This window comes from Paenibacillus apis (assembly GCF_018333295.1).
Classification (GTDB): domain Bacteria; phylum Bacillota; class Bacilli; order Paenibacillales; family Paenibacillaceae; genus Fontibacillus; species Fontibacillus antibioticophila.
The window spans coordinates 1-14,381 of sequence record NZ_BORS01000013.1; the positions used below are offsets into that span (position 1 = coordinate 1).

The 14,381-nt window shown below is 52.3% G+C and carries 11 protein-coding genes, 15 tRNA genes and 1 rRNA gene; 25 read left to right on the top strand and 2 right to left on the bottom strand.

What is annotated here, in order from left to right; all coding sequences use genetic code 11:
- The 18 genes from KI362_RS17900 to KI362_RS17985 all read left to right on the top strand — a co-directional run.
- Positions 1-90 (top strand): 23S ribosomal RNA (locus KI362_RS17900); the annotation flags it as partial.
- Positions 91-150: 60 nt separating this feature from the next.
- Positions 151-226: transfer RNA gene (locus KI362_RS17905), tRNA-Asn, on the top strand.
- Positions 227-229: 3 nt separating this feature from the next.
- A tRNA-Ser gene (locus KI362_RS17910) sits at positions 230-321 on the top strand.
- Between the two features lie 24 nt (positions 322-345).
- Positions 346-420 (top strand) — tRNA-Glu (locus KI362_RS17915).
- Between the two features lie 54 nt (positions 421-474).
- Positions 475-550, top strand: a tRNA-Val gene (locus tag KI362_RS17920).
- 9 nt (positions 551-559) lie between these two features.
- Positions 560-633, top strand: a tRNA-Met gene (locus tag KI362_RS17925).
- Positions 634-666: 33 nt separating this feature from the next.
- Positions 667-743 (top strand) — tRNA-Asp (locus tag KI362_RS17930).
- Positions 744-761: 18 nt separating this feature from the next.
- Positions 762-837: transfer RNA gene (locus tag KI362_RS17935), tRNA-Phe, on the top strand.
- A gap of 25 nt (positions 838-862) precedes the next feature.
- A tRNA-Thr gene (locus KI362_RS17940) sits at positions 863-938 on the top strand.
- Positions 939-941: 3 nt separating this feature from the next.
- Positions 942-1,027, top strand: a tRNA-Tyr gene (locus KI362_RS17945).
- A gap of 6 nt (positions 1,028-1,033) precedes the next feature.
- Positions 1,034-1,107: transfer RNA gene (locus KI362_RS17950), tRNA-Trp, on the top strand.
- A 24-nt stretch (positions 1,108-1,131) separates the two neighbouring features.
- Positions 1,132-1,207: transfer RNA gene (locus tag KI362_RS17955), tRNA-His, on the top strand.
- Between the two features lie 26 nt (positions 1,208-1,233).
- Positions 1,234-1,308, top strand: a tRNA-Gln gene (locus tag KI362_RS17960).
- 4 nt (positions 1,309-1,312) lie between these two features.
- Positions 1,313-1,387 (top strand) — tRNA-Gly (locus tag KI362_RS17965).
- A 10-nt stretch (positions 1,388-1,397) separates the two neighbouring features.
- A tRNA-Cys gene (locus KI362_RS17970) sits at positions 1,398-1,471 on the top strand.
- Positions 1,472-1,482: 11 nt separating this feature from the next.
- Positions 1,483-1,564, top strand: a tRNA-Leu gene (locus KI362_RS17975).
- A gap of 199 nt (positions 1,565-1,763) precedes the next feature.
- A complete protein-coding gene (locus tag KI362_RS17980; RefSeq protein ID WP_301629174.1) occupies positions 1,764-2,306 on the top strand; it encodes an ExeA family protein in 543 nt (180 codons plus the stop codon).
- On the top strand, positions 2,303-2,575 hold the full coding sequence (locus tag KI362_RS17985; protein ID WP_301629176.1) for a hypothetical protein: 273 nt from the start codon (positions 2,303-2,305) through the stop codon (positions 2,573-2,575). Before KI362_RS17980 ends, KI362_RS17985 begins: the two co-directional genes overlap by 4 nt.
- A gap of 98 nt (positions 2,576-2,673) precedes the next feature.
- On the opposite strand, the gene KI362_RS17990 is transcribed toward KI362_RS17985, so the two are convergent.
- Positions 2,674-2,964: a hypothetical protein gene (locus KI362_RS17990; protein ID WP_301629178.1), complete on the bottom strand. Its 291-nt coding sequence runs from the start codon at positions 2,962-2,964 to the stop codon at positions 2,674-2,676.
- Positions 2,965-3,164: 200 nt separating this feature from the next.
- Here KI362_RS17990 and KI362_RS17995 point away from each other — a divergent pair, with 200 nt between their 5' ends.
- The 7 genes from KI362_RS17995 (at position 3,165) to KI362_RS18025 (ending at position 13,136) form a co-directional block, all read left to right on the top strand.
- Entirely contained in the window at positions 3,165-4,973 is a 1,809-nt protein-coding gene (locus KI362_RS17995) for a cache domain-containing sensor histidine kinase (RefSeq protein WP_301629180.1), read from the top strand.
- Positions 4,974-4,976: 3 nt separating this feature from the next.
- Complete coding sequence (locus tag KI362_RS18000; RefSeq protein ID WP_301629181.1) at positions 4,977-6,608, top strand: response regulator; 1,632 nt, start codon at positions 4,977-4,979, stop codon at positions 6,606-6,608.
- Between the two features lie 172 nt (positions 6,609-6,780).
- Positions 6,781-8,169, top strand: a complete 1,389-nt coding sequence (locus tag KI362_RS18005) for an ABC transporter substrate-binding protein (protein WP_301629182.1) — start codon at positions 6,781-6,783, stop codon at positions 8,167-8,169.
- A 106-nt stretch (positions 8,170-8,275) separates the two neighbouring features.
- Positions 8,276-9,178 carry a carbohydrate ABC transporter permease gene (locus KI362_RS18010; RefSeq protein WP_301629183.1) on the top strand — a complete coding sequence of 301 codons (903 nt, stop codon included), beginning with the start codon at positions 8,276-8,278 and terminating at the stop codon, positions 9,176-9,178.
- A 14-nt stretch (positions 9,179-9,192) separates the two neighbouring features.
- Positions 9,193-10,029, top strand: a complete 837-nt coding sequence (locus tag KI362_RS18015; protein WP_301629184.1) for a carbohydrate ABC transporter permease — start codon at positions 9,193-9,195, stop codon at positions 10,027-10,029.
- Between the two features lie 56 nt (positions 10,030-10,085).
- Positions 10,086-11,096, top strand: a complete 1,011-nt coding sequence (locus KI362_RS18020) for a glycoside hydrolase family 130 protein (RefSeq protein WP_301629185.1) — start codon at positions 10,086-10,088, stop codon at positions 11,094-11,096.
- Between the two features lie 81 nt (positions 11,097-11,177).
- Positions 11,178-13,136: a carbohydrate-binding protein gene (locus KI362_RS18025; protein WP_301629186.1), complete on the top strand. Its 1,959-nt coding sequence runs from the start codon at positions 11,178-11,180 to the stop codon at positions 13,134-13,136.
- Between the two features lie 172 nt (positions 13,137-13,308).
- Here the strand turns inward: KI362_RS18025 and KI362_RS18030 are convergent, their stop codons facing one another.
- Positions 13,309-14,334, bottom strand: coding sequence for a nitroreductase family protein (locus KI362_RS18030; protein WP_301629188.1), 1,026 nt, complete (start codon positions 14,332-14,334; stop codon positions 13,309-13,311).
- Positions 14,335-14,381 lie beyond the last annotated feature (47 nt).

Here is a 14,381-nt window from a genome sequence, read left to right on the forward strand (position 1 = left end):
CCCTTGAAGACGACGAGGTTGATAGGCCTGAGGTGGAAGTGCAGCAATGTATGGAGCTGACAGGTACTAATCGGTCGAGGGCTTATCCAATATCTAATTCAGATTCCAGTTTCGTATCCAGTTTTCAGGTGATTAAACCTGAAAACATATTCCCTGATAGCTCAGTTGGTAGAGCACTCGACTGTTAATCGAGTTGTCACAGGTTCGAGTCCTGTTCGGGGAGCCATATGGAGAGGTGTCCGAGTTGGCCGAAGGAGCACGATTGGAAATCGTGTAGGCGTCACAAGCGTCTCGAGGGTTCGAATCCCTCTCTCTCCGCCATAATTTTTCATTAATAATGTATAAGGCCCGTTGGTCAAGGGGTTAAGACACCTCCCTTTCACGGAGGTAACAGGGGTTCGAATCCCCTACGGGTCACCATTTTCACTTGATTTTCTAGACTTGCATCTGTTACAATAGAATTTGTCTTTCCCTGGAGGCTTAGCTCAGCTGGGAGAGCATCTGCCTTACAAGCAGAGGGTCGGGGGTTCGATCCCCTCAGCCTCCACCATTTAACTGACGCGGGGTGGAGCAGCTCGGTAGCTCGTCGGGCTCATAACCCGAAGGCCGCAGGTTCAAATCCTGCCCCCGCAATTAATTCCTTAAGGAATTGTGCATTACTAGTGTGGAGCCGTGGTGTAGAGGCCTAACATGCCTGCCTGTCACGCAGGAGACCGCGGGTTCGAATCCCGTCGGCTCCGCCATTTTTATCCTAAATGCAAGGCTCGGTAGCTCAGTCGGTAGAGCAGAGGACTGAAAATCCTCGTGTCGGCGGTTCGATTCCGTCCCGAGCCACCATTTAACAACTGAATGAATGTAGTACGCCGTTGTAGCTCAATTGGTAGAGCAACTGACTTGTAATCAGTAGGTTGGGGGTTCAAGTCCTCTCGACGGCACCACATGGAGGCTTAGCGAAGTGGCCAAACGCAGCAGACTGTAAATCTGTTCTCGTACGAGTTCGGTGGTTCGAATCCATCAGCCTCCACCAGTTTTTAGGGGCATAGTTTAAAGGTAGAACAAAGGTCTCCAAAACCTTTGGTGTGGGTTCAATTCCTGCTGCCCCTGCCAGATTCAACTGAATACTTCTTTATGGCGGTCGTGGCGAAGGGGTTAACGCACCGGATTGTGGCTCCGGCATTCGTGGGTTCAAGTCCCATCGATCGCCCCATTTTTTTCTTTTCTAATAATATACGTTGGGGATTAGCCAAGCGGTAAGGCAACGGACTTTGACTCCGTCATCCATAGGTTCGAATCCTATATCCCCAGCCATTAAGCGGACGTGGCTCAGCGGTAGAGCATCGCCTTGCCAAGGCGAGGGTCGCGGGTTCGATTCCCGTCGTCCGCTCCATTTTATATATGGCGCCATAGCCAAGTGGTAAGGCACAGCTCTGCAAAAGCTTTATCCCCAGTTCGAGTCTGGGTGGCGCCTCCAGTATTTTATAAGCCGGCGTGGCGGAATGGCAGACGCGCTCGACTCAAAATCGAGTGGGAAACCGTGGAGGTTCGAGTCCTCTCGCCGGTACCATACATACGCAGAATTAACGGTGATTTATACGCTGATTGGACAAGTGTCCGGTCGGCGTTTTTCATTTTAATAATAAATACGTAGCGACTTGCGCAACCTCGACGAATATAATTCGAGGAGAGTATCGAAATGGCACGGAGAAAAAACGCATTGAATTTTGAGGACGTCGCTAAACAGGCGCATCCCATCTATGTGGTCGATGATTTCGACGGTCATGTTTGAGTTGTTCTACGGCCTCAGCCGTGCGCCGTTCTCCTGGGACATGCCGACCGGCGAACTCTATGAGTCTGTCATCCTCGAGGAGACGCTTGGCCGCCTCTCGTACGCCGCCCAGCGGCAGTGGTTTGCCGTCGTCACCGGCGACTGCGGAACCGGCAAGACGACGATTCGCAGGTTTACCGAGGTTTTCGAACCGGCGACATACAAGGTGCTGTACCTGTCGGACTCCAAGCTTACGCCGCGGCACTTCTACAAGGACCTGCTCGAACAACTGGGCTGCGAATCGAAGTTCTACCGCGGCGACGCCAAGCGCCAACAGCATCGGGAGATCGAACTCATGCGCGGCATTCACCGGCTGCAGTCCGTTGTCGTCGTCGACGAAGCGCATCTGCTGGATCGCGAGATGCTTGAAGAAGTCCGCTTCCTGCTCAACTTCAAGATGGATGCCCAGAGCACCATGGCGCTTATCCTGGTTGGGCAAAGCGAGCTGTGGGACCGCCTTGGGCTGCAAGCCTACGGGTGATTCGCCAGCGAATCGATCTGCAATGCAAGCTGGCTCATTTCGACCGGGCGCAGACCGGCGCGTACATCGCCCGGCACATGAGCTACGTCGGTGCCGAGCACGACGTGTTTACAGAGGCGGCGATCGACGATGTGTTCCGCTTCTCCAGCGGCGCCGCGCACCTGACCAACAAGGTCTGCACGAACAGCCTCATCTACGGCTCGCAGAACAAACATCGCATCATTGACGATCATATGATCAAACGCGTCATCGAGGGAGAATTGTCATGATTCTCCCTTTCTTCACACCATAGACCGGACAACGGGTCCCAGCCCTTGTTCATCCAGATGTCGAAGCAGCAAATGGAAGCAGTTTATTGTTCCCAGACCTATACATGGAATACCACATGAAGCGGACCAGATTCCCCGCCGCCATAATAAGTGAACGCTGCGTTGCTGCCAGTATTCAGTTGGGGCAGGACTTCGTTCAACGTTCCCCCCCCCATCTCTATTTCATGCTTCATAGAATCGCTCTTGAAACCGTCAGTTTGGCTAATTGTATTATTTTTTATGTATGAGGCAACAAAATCAGTGAGCTCTGCTACTGTTGGATCGTTCAACATTTGCCGCAGAAAGGCATCAAACGGAATGGACTGACTTTCACAAGCATAATGACTCAATCGCGCAGCTTCCCGTCAACCTGAGCCATGATTAGTGAATGCGCACCATGTTATACGGAGGGCCCGCTGCCTATTGATAATAAGGGACGGAATCCGTTAAATAATCATGCCCCGTCTTGACGCCGGGCCGGAGCAGCCGTATTGTACAAGTGACAAGAACTGACAATCGTAGGGAGATACATGCTCAAGAAGGGGGAACTATGAATACATTCACAGCCTATGGCCGGCAGCTCGGACGGCAGATCGCCCGCAGGTATTACCGGATATCCATCAAACAGAGGATTCTGTTCTCGTTCATCGTGCTGATCACGCTGTCCATCGGTGCAATGGGCAGCTTCTCGTATTGGATTGCTGCGCAGGAGATCGAGGACAATGCCTACGCCGGCAGCCGGGAGACTGTAAGCAAAACGGCACAGCTTCTGGATTCCCGCCTGAATGATGTAGCGCTGTCCGTGCAGTCCCTGATGCTGAGCGATGCGTACCGCAAGATGATGGTGGATGTGCTGAGCCATGAGGTCTCTAATTATTATGTACATCTGTCCGATCTGCAGTATGTACTCTCGCAGGCAACGTTCAATCAGCCGATCATTGAGAATGTGCTGATCGTTACCCCGATTGGCGATTTCTATTCCACTACGCAGATCCGGGCGCAGGACAACTCGTTCTACGGCTCGGAATTATATGATCTGAGCAAGGAGCAGCCGGGCGGCTACTGGGCCAAAGGACATTATGACCGGTTATTCACGGGCAGCCAGCGGGTGGTCTCCTTCATAGTCCGGGGAATTTATGAATACCCTTACACGCCGATCAACAATGTATTTATTGTGGTCAATATCAGGGAGAGCCGGATAGATGAGCTGCTGAATAAAGGAGGAGAACAAGCAGGGAGAAATTATTATCTGGTGAACGGGGAAGGAGAAGCGGTGGTGGAGTCCCGCTGGCCGTTCCGGGGCAGGTTCCCTTGGAAGCCAGTGCTTGCCGAAGCCGGGAAAGCGGCCGATCCGCAGGATCATTACTACAGCTATGGCGGCAAGGAGTATCTGGTGAATTATGCAAGCTCAGCGGTATCACCCGACTGGATCATCTCCGGCATGCAGTCGCGGGACCAGCTGCTGGGCAAGCTGCAGCGGGTGCAGCGCATCACCATCTATGTCATCGTTGTTTTCCTGCTGGCGACCTGGCTGATTTCCAATAAGCTAACATCTGTACTGTTAAAGCCCCTGTTCAAGCTGCGGCGGCTGATGCGCAGAGTCGAGGAGAACCAGCTCAGTGTGGTGTATGAGAGCCGTTATGAGGACGAGATTGCCCAGGTCGGCTTTCAGTTCAACCGGATGATGTCGGAGATTAATACGCTGATCGCAGATGTGAAGGCGAAGGAGAAGGACAAGCGCCATGCAGAGATCCGTGCCCTTACGGCGCAGATGGAGCCGCACTTTCTGTACAATACGTTGAATACCATTTATTGCAAATCGGTCATGGGCGAAAATGACGATGTGAATGAGATGATCCTGTCGTTGTCGCAGATGTTCCAGATTGGGCTCAGCGGCGGCAAGGATCTGATTCCCCTGGCGGATGAGCTGTCCCACATGCGGCAGTATTTCGCCATTCAGCAGAAATGCTATGAAGGACTGTTTGAATACAAGGTGACGGTAGAGGACGAGGCCCTGCTGTCCTGTCTGCTGCCGAAGATTATTCTGCAGCCGGTGGTGGAGAACAGCATTAAGCATGGATTCAGCGACCGGACCATAGGAGGCAGGATAGACATCACGTTCAGCCGGGAGCAGGGGCTGCTGCATATTTGCATTACCGACAACGGACGGGGGCTTGATGCTGAACAGGTCAAGCAGGGGCTGGTCAGGGCTCCGCAGTCGAGGAAAGGTTATGCCCTGTTCAACATCAGGCACCGGCTGGCTCTGTATTACGGGGACGAAGCCCGTATGGACGTTGGCGGCGAACCAGGTAAGGGATCGCGGACGGATCTGTGGATTCCCGCAGAGGAGGAGAGTTGAAGGATGGACCAAAAGCTGGAGCCGGAAAGGTTCAAATTATGTGTAATCGACGATATCAAAAGTGTGGTGGAGATGGTCTCGCGCAAGCCGCCGTGGCAGGAGCACGGTATTGAGGTCACAGGTACGGCGCTTAACGGTGAAGCGGGCCTGCAGATCATCCGCGAGACCCGGCCGGACATTGTGCTGACGGATATCCGGATGCCAAGAATGGACGGCCTGGAGATGACCCGGGCGATTCTGGAGGTGCTGCCGGACTGCAAGATTATTATCCTCAGTGCCTACTCGGAGTTCTCTTATGCCCAGGAAGCCATCCGGCTGGGGGCGCTTGATTTCGTGAAGAAGCCCTTTTCCCTGGAGGAGATTGTGAATGCAGTGCTGAAGGCCAGGGAGCTGTGCCGGGAGGAGCGTCAGGAGACCGCCAGACTTGCTGTAATGGAGGCGAGAATCAGGGAAAGTCTGCCTATCCTCCGCCAGGAATATCTCACCTTCCTGCTGCACCATCAGACGACAGAAGCCGATGCCCGTTCCCGCTGGGCCTATCTCGATATCCCGCTGGACCAGCATGATTTCTTCGTGTTTGTCGCCGAGATCGATCATTTCGCGGAGAAGCTGAGCGGCCAGCCTGTGCAGGAGGTCGAGCTGCTAAGATTCAGCCTGCACAATATTCTCGAAGAGACGATTTCCGCCTGGACCCGCGGCGTTATTATCCGGGAGGCGACAGACCGGTACGTCTGTATCATGAACGGCTCAGACCCGGAGACCGCCGCGCTGATTACGGAGGCCTGCTGCATGAATGTAAGCCGCTTCTCGCGTCATACCATTTCTATTGGCGTGGGCCTGGGCACAGCGGCGATTCAGGAGCTGGGCACGGCGTACAGGCAGGCGCTTAGCGCGCTGGGGTATCATTTCTATACCGGGGGCAACGGGGTATATCATTACAGCAATATCGAGAATAAACCTCTCACGCTTCACAGCTATTCCGCCGCCGCCGAGCAGGAGCTGCTGTTCGCCCTGCGTTCCGGCAATTCCGCCAAAAGCCTGCAGGTGCTGGACCAGCTATTCGCGGAGCTGCTGGACAGTGGGCTTTTGCCTGAGCCGCGTTATGTTGAAAGTGTCGGCTATGAGCTGAGCTCCAGGATCTGCCGGGTCCTGCTGGAGCAGTTCCCTTACGGGCAGGTGGAGCCGCTGGAGCTCAGAATTGCCGCCATGAAGAACCAGGTGCATCCTTCGCTTCAAGATATCCGGGACCTGCTGTCCTGGCTATGCCGGGAGGCCTGTGCATTGGTTACGGAGGCCCGTTCCCTGGAGTCCACGCGGATTATCCGTCAGGCCGTCGAATATATCCATAGTCATCTGGACACGGGGCTGTCACTGGAGCAGATGGCGAAGCAGATTAACCTTAGCCAGGGGTATTTCTCCAATCTGTTCAAGAAGGTGCAGGGAATTTCGTTTCAGCTGTATGTGATGCATGAGAAGATGGAGAAGGCCAAGGCGATGCTGATCAGCGGCCGGCAGGTTCAGGAGATCGCCCAGGATCTCGGGTATGAGCACAGACGTTATTTCAGCGAGGTGTTCAAGAAATATACCGGCATGACCCCGTCCGAATTCAAATTGCATTATCTTGGAAAAGAATAGGAATCAACAGGGGAGGGATTTCCGCAGGGCGGAGATTACCTCCCTTGCCTGTATACAACTCCTGCAGATATCTGCCCTTAATGTGGGCTTACCCGCCTTATCTGGATGCGCCTATCGAACTATAATCAGATTGTAAGCGAATACAGAAGGGATATTTAAGGGGGCACTACCAATGATGAAGCGTATGCTAATGACATCTCTGAGCCTGGTCCTGGCACTTGGCTTGGCAGCCTGCGGCAACGGTAACAGTGGCGGCGGCAATGCAGCTGAAGGCAAGGGAGAAGGGGCGACTGGCGGTTCGGGGGAAAAAACTAAAATCAGCTATTGGACAGGCGACCGCCACGATGCGGATTTCGTGAAGGAGAAGGTAGCCGAGTTCAACAGGGCCAATCCCGACGGGATTGAGGTGGAGCTGGTCGTCAAGGGCGACGACTTCGATACTGCGCTCGATCTGTCCTTCCAGACCTCCGATGCACCGGATGTGATCCGGGTGAAGGAGAATACCATCCAGACCTTCTACAAAAAAGGCTTTCTCGCTCCGATTGACGAGTTCCTGAACGATGAGCTGAAGGCGAAATTCCCGGCCATGCCGGATCTGAATGAATTCGACGGCAAGCGTTACAGTCTGCCGAACTATGGAACGACCATGCGTCTGGTGTACAACAAGGATCTGTTCGCCAAAGCGGGCATTGAACATCCGCCGACTACCCTGCAGGAGCTGGTGGATACAGCCAAGAAATTGACAGAAGCCGGCAAAGCGGACGGCGCTTACGGCTTCGCCCTTAACTTCAAGAGCCCCGGCAGTGCGTTCGCACGTTCGGCACGGGTGGTTGCGGAGATGAGCGGCTATGGCGGCTTCGGGTATGATTTCAAGACGGCCCGCTACGACTTCAGCGGCTTCGAGCCGATCATCAATGCCTTTAAGCAGATCAGGGACGACGGCAGCATGCTGCCGGGTGTAGAATCGCTGGATATTGATCCGCTGCGGGCGCAGTTTGCGGAAGGCAAGATCGGAATGTATATGTCCTACTCCTCAGAGCCTGGCGTCTACAAGAATCAGTTCCCGGCCAAGATTGACTGGGCGGCTGCTCCGGTTCCTACCATCGACGGCATCGTGAAGGGGGCTTCCGGCTTCCTCGGGGGCCAATGGCTGGCGCTGAGCTCGAAATCAGAGCATAAAGAAGCAGCCTGGAAGTTCATGGAGTTCATGTACGGCGATCAGGTGCTGACGGATTATCAGGAAAAAGGCTTCGGCATCTCCATGGTTCCATCCATTAGTGCAGCAGCCAAGACACCGGATGTGAACGGCATTGAAGGCTTCCTGCCGAACAAGCACGATGGGGTGTGGCCGATCTATCCGTCTGTAGCACCGGAAGGAATGAAATCGGATGACGCCTTCTTCAAATATATGCTGAACGGCGGCGACCTGAAGGCGGTTATCGCTGATCTGAACAAACGCTATAACGCTGCACTGGACAGTGTGATTACGAATGACGGCATAAAGGCTGAGCCGGATACCGGCTTTGATCCCGCCGCTCTGGGCGGCAAGTTCGCCAAGTAGACAGAAGGTTAGGGATAGAGATATAGGCCGGGATAGCGGGGGATGAGGGAGCAACTCCCTCATCCCTCTGCTCTGGTCGTAAAGGAAAGGAGCCGGAAGAAACCAGATGAACAAAACGAAACATGCCTTATTTTCATACAGTTTTATCTTTCCAAGCGCCTTGCTCACGTTGGTTCTCGGGATTTACCCGATTGCCTGGGCGTTCCGCTATATGTTCTATGATTACAAAGGGTTCGGAACGGCGCGGTTTACCGGTCTGGCCAATTTCAGCCGCATTCTGAAGGACACCCAGTTCTGGGATTCGGTGGTGAATACATTTGTCTATGCTGGCGGCAAGCTGCTGATCACCATTCCGCTGGCCCTGCTGCTGGCAGTCATATTGAACCGGGGGCTGCGGGGCAGACAGCTGCTGCGGGGGATTTTCTTCATGCCGACCGTCATCAGTACCGCCGTAATGGCTGTAGTCTTCTTCACGATTTTTAACTCGTATAACGGGATTCTCAACCAGTTTCTGATCCGCCTGGGCCTCTCCGATTCCGGTGTGGACTGGCTGGGGCCGAAATATGCCATGCTCACCGTCATTCTGGTTGCGGCCTGGGGGGCGGTTGGCAATTATATGCTGCTCTTCCTCGCCGGTCTGCAGAATATTCCGGAGGATGTGTATGAGGCGTCTTCCCTGGACGGGGCAGGGAAAATTCAGCAGTTCCGCTATGTCACCCTGCCGATGCTCGGGCCTGTCATGCAGATGGTTATTATGCTGGCGATCATTACAGCCCTGAAGGGCTACGAGAGCATCATGGTACTGACTGAAGGCGGTCCTGTAGGCAAAACGGAGGTCATGTTCCTGTATTTGTACAAATTATTTTTCCCTGTCGGCGGGAGCAGCGCGGCGGTTCAGGTCCAGGAGTTCGGATACGGCAGTGCGGTCGCCTTTGTGTCTGCGGTCATTGTAGGGATGATATCACTCATTTATTTCTACGCATCCAGACGCATGAATCAGACCGATTGAGGAGAGAGGCTATTATGAGACTAAGAACCATACTGGGCAATATCATCCTGTGGATTTTTTTACTGGCTGTTGCTTTTATTACGCTGATTCCGGTCGTTATCACCATCCTGGGCTCCTTCAAGACGAATGCTGAGCTTACTGCGGGAGCGACCTTTCTGCCGGCGAGCTGGCACTTCTCGAACTATGCCGAAGCCTGGGCGCAGGCCAATTTCTCCAGGTATACCCTGAACAGCCTGATTGTCTCCCTGGCGGCGGTGGTCGGCACGCTGCTGGTATCATCCATGGCAGCTTATGTGGTGGACCGGATGGATTTTGCCGGCAAAAAATTGTATATCGGACTGCAATCCTTCACCATGTTCGTGGCTGTAGGGGCGGTCGTGCTGCGTCCGCAGTTCGATCTGATGGTTAAGCTTCATCTGCACAGCAGCCTGTGGGGCGTTATATTGATTCTGATCTCCGCCCATGCTTCGATCTTCTTCATTCTCTCCAGCTTCATGAAGGGGATTCCCCGCGAGCTGGACGAGGCGGCGCTGATGGACGGCAGCTCTCCCGGCCGGACCTTCTGGCGGATCATTCTGCCGCTGCTTGGACCCGGACTTGGCGTAGGTGCCCTGTTCACCTTCCGCGGCGCGTGGAATGAATATCTGCTGCCGCTCGTGTTCACGATGACGAAGCCGGAGCTGCAGACGCTGACCGTCGGGCTGGCGAACCTGAAATACGGGATTTCGGCCGCTGCTCAGACCCACTATATGATGGCGGGCGCCTGCTTGTCCATTCTGCCGATTCTCGTGGCCTATCTGTTCGCCAACAAATCCTTCATGCAGATGACGGCCGGTTCCCTCAAAGGGTAGCGGTCCGGCCCTGCGCAACCCATATTCCATATTTAACATTCAAGGAGGTACACCCCATGACTCAACATGCTCCGGCAATTCTGCAATCTGCCCCGTTCATCCGGCGGTATCCGGGCAATCCGGTGCTGGATGCAACGAAGGTTCCTTACCCCACCGCACTGGTATTCAATGCCGGTGTAACGAAATTTAACGGCAAGTATGTGATGATCTTCCGTAATGATTACGGCTCACTGGTCGATCAGACGCTTGAGCCGCACCACACCACGGATCTCGGCATTGCTTACAGTGACGACGGGCTGAGCTGGACCGCCGGCCCGAAGCCAGTGTTCAAAATGCATGACGAGGAAATTATCCGCGCCTACGACCCGCGCCTGACCGTGATCGGCGACCGTTGTTATATGTGTTTTGCCGTGGATACGCACCATGGCATCCGCGGCGGAATTGCCGTTACCGATGATCTGGAACATTTCGAGGTGCTCAGCCTGTCTACACCGGACCTTCGCAATATGGTACTGTTTCCCGAGTTGATCGGCGGCAAGTATGTCCGACTGGAGCGTCCCTTCACGGTATACAGCCGCGGCGGACGGGACCGCTTCGATGCCTGGATCTCCGAGTCGCCGGACCTTGCGCATTGGGGCAACTCCAGCCTACTGCTCGCCGTTGAGCAGGTGCCGTTTGCCAATGACAAGGTCGGCCCAGCCGCACCTCCGGTCCGGACGGATAAGGGCTGGCTGACCACCTTCCATGCGGTGGATGTGGACCCGGCCAGAGGCAAGCACGGTTGGGAGGACACCTGGAAGAAGCGCTATACCGCCGGAATTATGCTGCTGGATCTGGAGGACCCCCGCAAGGTGATCGGCATGAGCAGGCAGCCGCTGCTGGCACCGGAGACAGACTATGAGATTGCCGGGGGCTTTCGCAATTATGTGATTTTTCCGGGAGGGATGATTCTGGAGGATGACGGCGAGGTCAAGATTTATTACGGTTCTGCGGATACGGTGGAATGTCTGGCAACGGCCCATGTGGACGATCTGCTAAGGCTCTGTCTGGAGCCGGAGCAGAGATAAGTTTGGAAGCAGGCTGAGGGCGGAAATGCGGAGTAACTGATGACAGAGTATTTTATAAAAATATGAAAGAGGTGTTTATTTATGCTAAAAAAGTTAAGGTTATTAAGTTTGATTGTTTGTATGCTCGTCAGTATTTTAGCGATCGTTCCTTTGACAGCAAGCGCGGCGGGTACAGTTGTAAGCTATCCGTTACCGTCGATCTATACCACGACCAGTCAATACACGGTAACAGCAGACTCTACCAATATACCGGTAATCGACACTTCGGAGGTATTTGTAAACTATAATTATTGTAATTTCTCTTTTTCAGGTACGACTACCATCACAATAACAGCAAGCGAGCCAATCAATACCTATAATATTTCTCCCAAAGCTTTTGGAATCCCTGCAACAAAGAGCGGAAATACCCTTACCTTTACACTTTCATCACCAACCTATCTTATCGTTAAGATCAATAACTTGAAAGATCTGGTTATTGCGGCAGATGCTCTTGAAACCAATGTTCCGGCTTCATCCGGTACAGGGATATACAATGTTAAAACCGGGTACGGTGCCGACAGTACCGGTGCCACTTTGGCTACAACTGCCATACAAAACGCCATCAATGCGGCTAACGCAGCAGGTGGCGGTATCGTATACGTTCCAGCCGGAGTTTACAAGAGCGGAAACCTTGTTCTAAAAAGCAATGTTTCGGTTTATCTGGAGGGTGGTTCTGTTATAAGGGGTTCAGGAAATCCAAGCGATTACACTACTCATTTCCATAAGAATTCTCTGAATAAGGATGGAACATGGTTTATTTATACCGAAACCAATGCAAACAATATTAAGATATACGGCAGGGGGACTATTGACGGCAATGGCCATTATATGAGAAATACAAACAATTATTTGAACAATATTCTTGTACCCTTGCAGTGCAGCAACTTCACGGTTGACGGCATAACCATAAGAGACAGCGGTGGCTGGGCTACAATCGTTACAAGATCTAATAACGTAACCTTCCAGAATACCAAGCACTTCAACAACAATGAACTTGATTATGAAAATGATGCAATAGACATTCAAGAGAGCCAGAATGTACTCATAAAGCACACGGTAGCCGTATCGGAGGATGACACCTACTCATTTAAGACATGGGATGTAGCAACTACGGATATAGCTGCAAACTGGCCGGGAAGTCCTGAAAAACAGTCAAATGTAGTTGTGGATGATGCTTTGGCTTGGAGCAGATGTGGAGCATTCAAGGTTGGAGATGGAGTGAAGCAGCTTCAGGATGGTATAGTTGTTAAAAACTCTTATGTATACAGATGCTGGCGCGCTTTAGCGGTAGGTCATCTTTATGGGACTCCAGCAGCACAAAACATCATATTTGACAATATAGATGTAGAAGGCTTCTGGCCAAGATCCGGTGTTCACTCCAGGTGGTTTGATCTTTCTGCAAAAAGCGGTCCGATCAAAAATGTGGTCTATAATAATATCAATTTACGCGCTTTAGGTGAAGTTTCCATAATGAAGGGTTGGAGTGACACATCTACTGTCTCCGGAGTTACAATCAACAATGTTCGCGTCGGTGGAGTTCCGGCAACTACATTGGCAGAATTGAAAATAACAGATACGAACAGCTATGCTGCAGCTCCCAAATTCAACACCTTGAAATTTGAAGCGGAAGGCTATAACCTTAGCTCAGGTGTTATACACTATGAGGCAAGCACTGATGGCGGGCTGGATGTTGGCGGAGGGAGTAATGGCGACTATATCGCATTTAAAAATGTAGACTTTGGCAGTACAGCTAAAACAAGTATTGATTTGAAGGTTGCATCCGCTAATTCCGGCGGAAGGATCGAATTCCACTTGGACAGTCCTACAGGCACTATGCTGGGTTATTGGACGGCAGAAAGCACAGGCGGATGGCAGAAATGGTCAGTCAAGAATATCCCGCTTAATGCCGGGACAGCTGTAGGAACCCATACGGTATATGTTACTTTTGTTAAGTCAGATTCAAGCACAGTTGCAAATTTAACTTGGTTCCAGTTCAAATAGAATGGAAATGGTTTGATTTAATTGAAATAAGATGGAAGAGGTATATCAAATGATATGCCTCTTCATTCAGCTAAAGTCAAGTGGTTAGCTTTACGTTCGCATCTTGTAAAACCTTGGGTATGAATTTTTTTTGCGTAATCTGGCGCTTACGACTATAGATTTTTCGAAAAAGCTAACGTTGCGTGACGTTCACCGCCGGAGGCGTGGATGCGGAGCTTGGACGGCGAATGTCTGCACCGAATTCCAGTACTACGACGATCCGTTCCTGAGGCTGAATTCCAAATGGCGTACATTTTTCGTGATGGTAAGTCCATTCCGGCAGGGTTCGGTAAACGTGCCAGAGGTTGGACTTGGCCAATAATTGAAAGTTCTGAATCAGACAGCATACGGCCGCGTAATCCTCATCTTGCTTGTGAAGATCGCTTTCTTCCTTGGCCACAATGAGCAGGAATGACGTCGACGAGCTCCCTTGTAAACTACGAAGCTTGCCGGCTGTTTCCCCTCCTGTTACATAAACAAAACGCCATGGTTCCCGCATCCCGTCGTTTGGCGCATAGACAGCTTCATTCAACATTCCCAGAATGGTTTGCGGAGAATACGGCAAAATGTCCGGATTTGTATGCGTATAATCATCCCCGCCGATCATCGTCCATTTCTGTTCCGCCGGCGTTCTCTTCCGGGCTCTGGGCACTTTCTCAAAGTATCCGATACTCAGAATCCCGGCAAAACGCTCCCCGTTCTGCAATCCGATTTCCTTGAAGAAAGTCTCGCTCATGATTAGCGGGTCCGTATACCACAGCATGCCCAGTCCTTGCTCCCAGCCTAGCAGCTGGAAATTCTGTATGATGCTGCAGACCGCGGAATAATTCTCGTCGCTTTGCCGCCGCGTGTTGGCGGATTCCGTAATGAATACTATGTGAGCGGGAATCTCGGTGGCATGTTTGCTATAAAAGTCGGTCATTTTGTCGGGGATGAACTTGCCGAAACGACTTTCCTTGATCTTGGCGAGCATGCTTGCGGCCAGTCGTTGACGCGATTCCAGGGAATTGTAATAGATGCAGCGCCAGCTTGGAGTGCCCTCAGTTTCATACAAACCGGCGGCTTTATTCAACAAGGAAATAATCTGCTCTTGCGCGACCGGCGTGGACTTGAATTTGCGAATCGTTCTGCGTTCTCTTATCGTTGCGGAAGCATTCATAAGAATCCCCCTTCTTTACTCGTATTGTTAACTAGTTAACAATTTAT

Excerpts from the sequence above, each read along its gene's own strand:
- KI362_RS18010 (WP_301629183.1), top strand. The coding sequence starts at position 8,276 with ATGAACAAAACGAAACATGCCTTATTTTCATACAGTTTTATCTTTCCA.
- KI362_RS18000 (WP_301629181.1), top strand. The coding sequence starts at position 4,977 with ATGGACCAAAAGCTGGAGCCGGAAAGGTTCAAATTATGTGTAATCGAC.
- KI362_RS17995 (WP_301629180.1), top strand. The coding sequence starts at position 3,165 with ATGAATACATTCACAGCCTATGGCCGGCAGCTCGGACGGCAGATCGCC.
- KI362_RS18030 (WP_301629188.1), bottom strand. The coding sequence starts at position 14,334 with ATGAATGCTTCCGCAACGATAAGAGAACGCAGAACGATTCGCAAATTC.
- KI362_RS17980 (WP_301629174.1), top strand. The coding sequence starts at position 1,764 with ATGATTTCGACGGTCATGTTTGAGTTGTTCTACGGCCTCAGCCGTGCG.
- KI362_RS18025 (WP_301629186.1), top strand. The coding sequence starts at position 11,178 with ATGCTAAAAAAGTTAAGGTTATTAAGTTTGATTGTTTGTATGCTCGTC.
- KI362_RS18020 (WP_301629185.1), top strand. The coding sequence starts at position 10,086 with ATGACTCAACATGCTCCGGCAATTCTGCAATCTGCCCCGTTCATCCGG.
- KI362_RS18015 (WP_301629184.1), top strand. The coding sequence starts at position 9,193 with ATGAGACTAAGAACCATACTGGGCAATATCATCCTGTGGATTTTTTTA.
- KI362_RS18005 (WP_301629182.1), top strand. The coding sequence starts at position 6,781 with ATGATGAAGCGTATGCTAATGACATCTCTGAGCCTGGTCCTGGCACTT.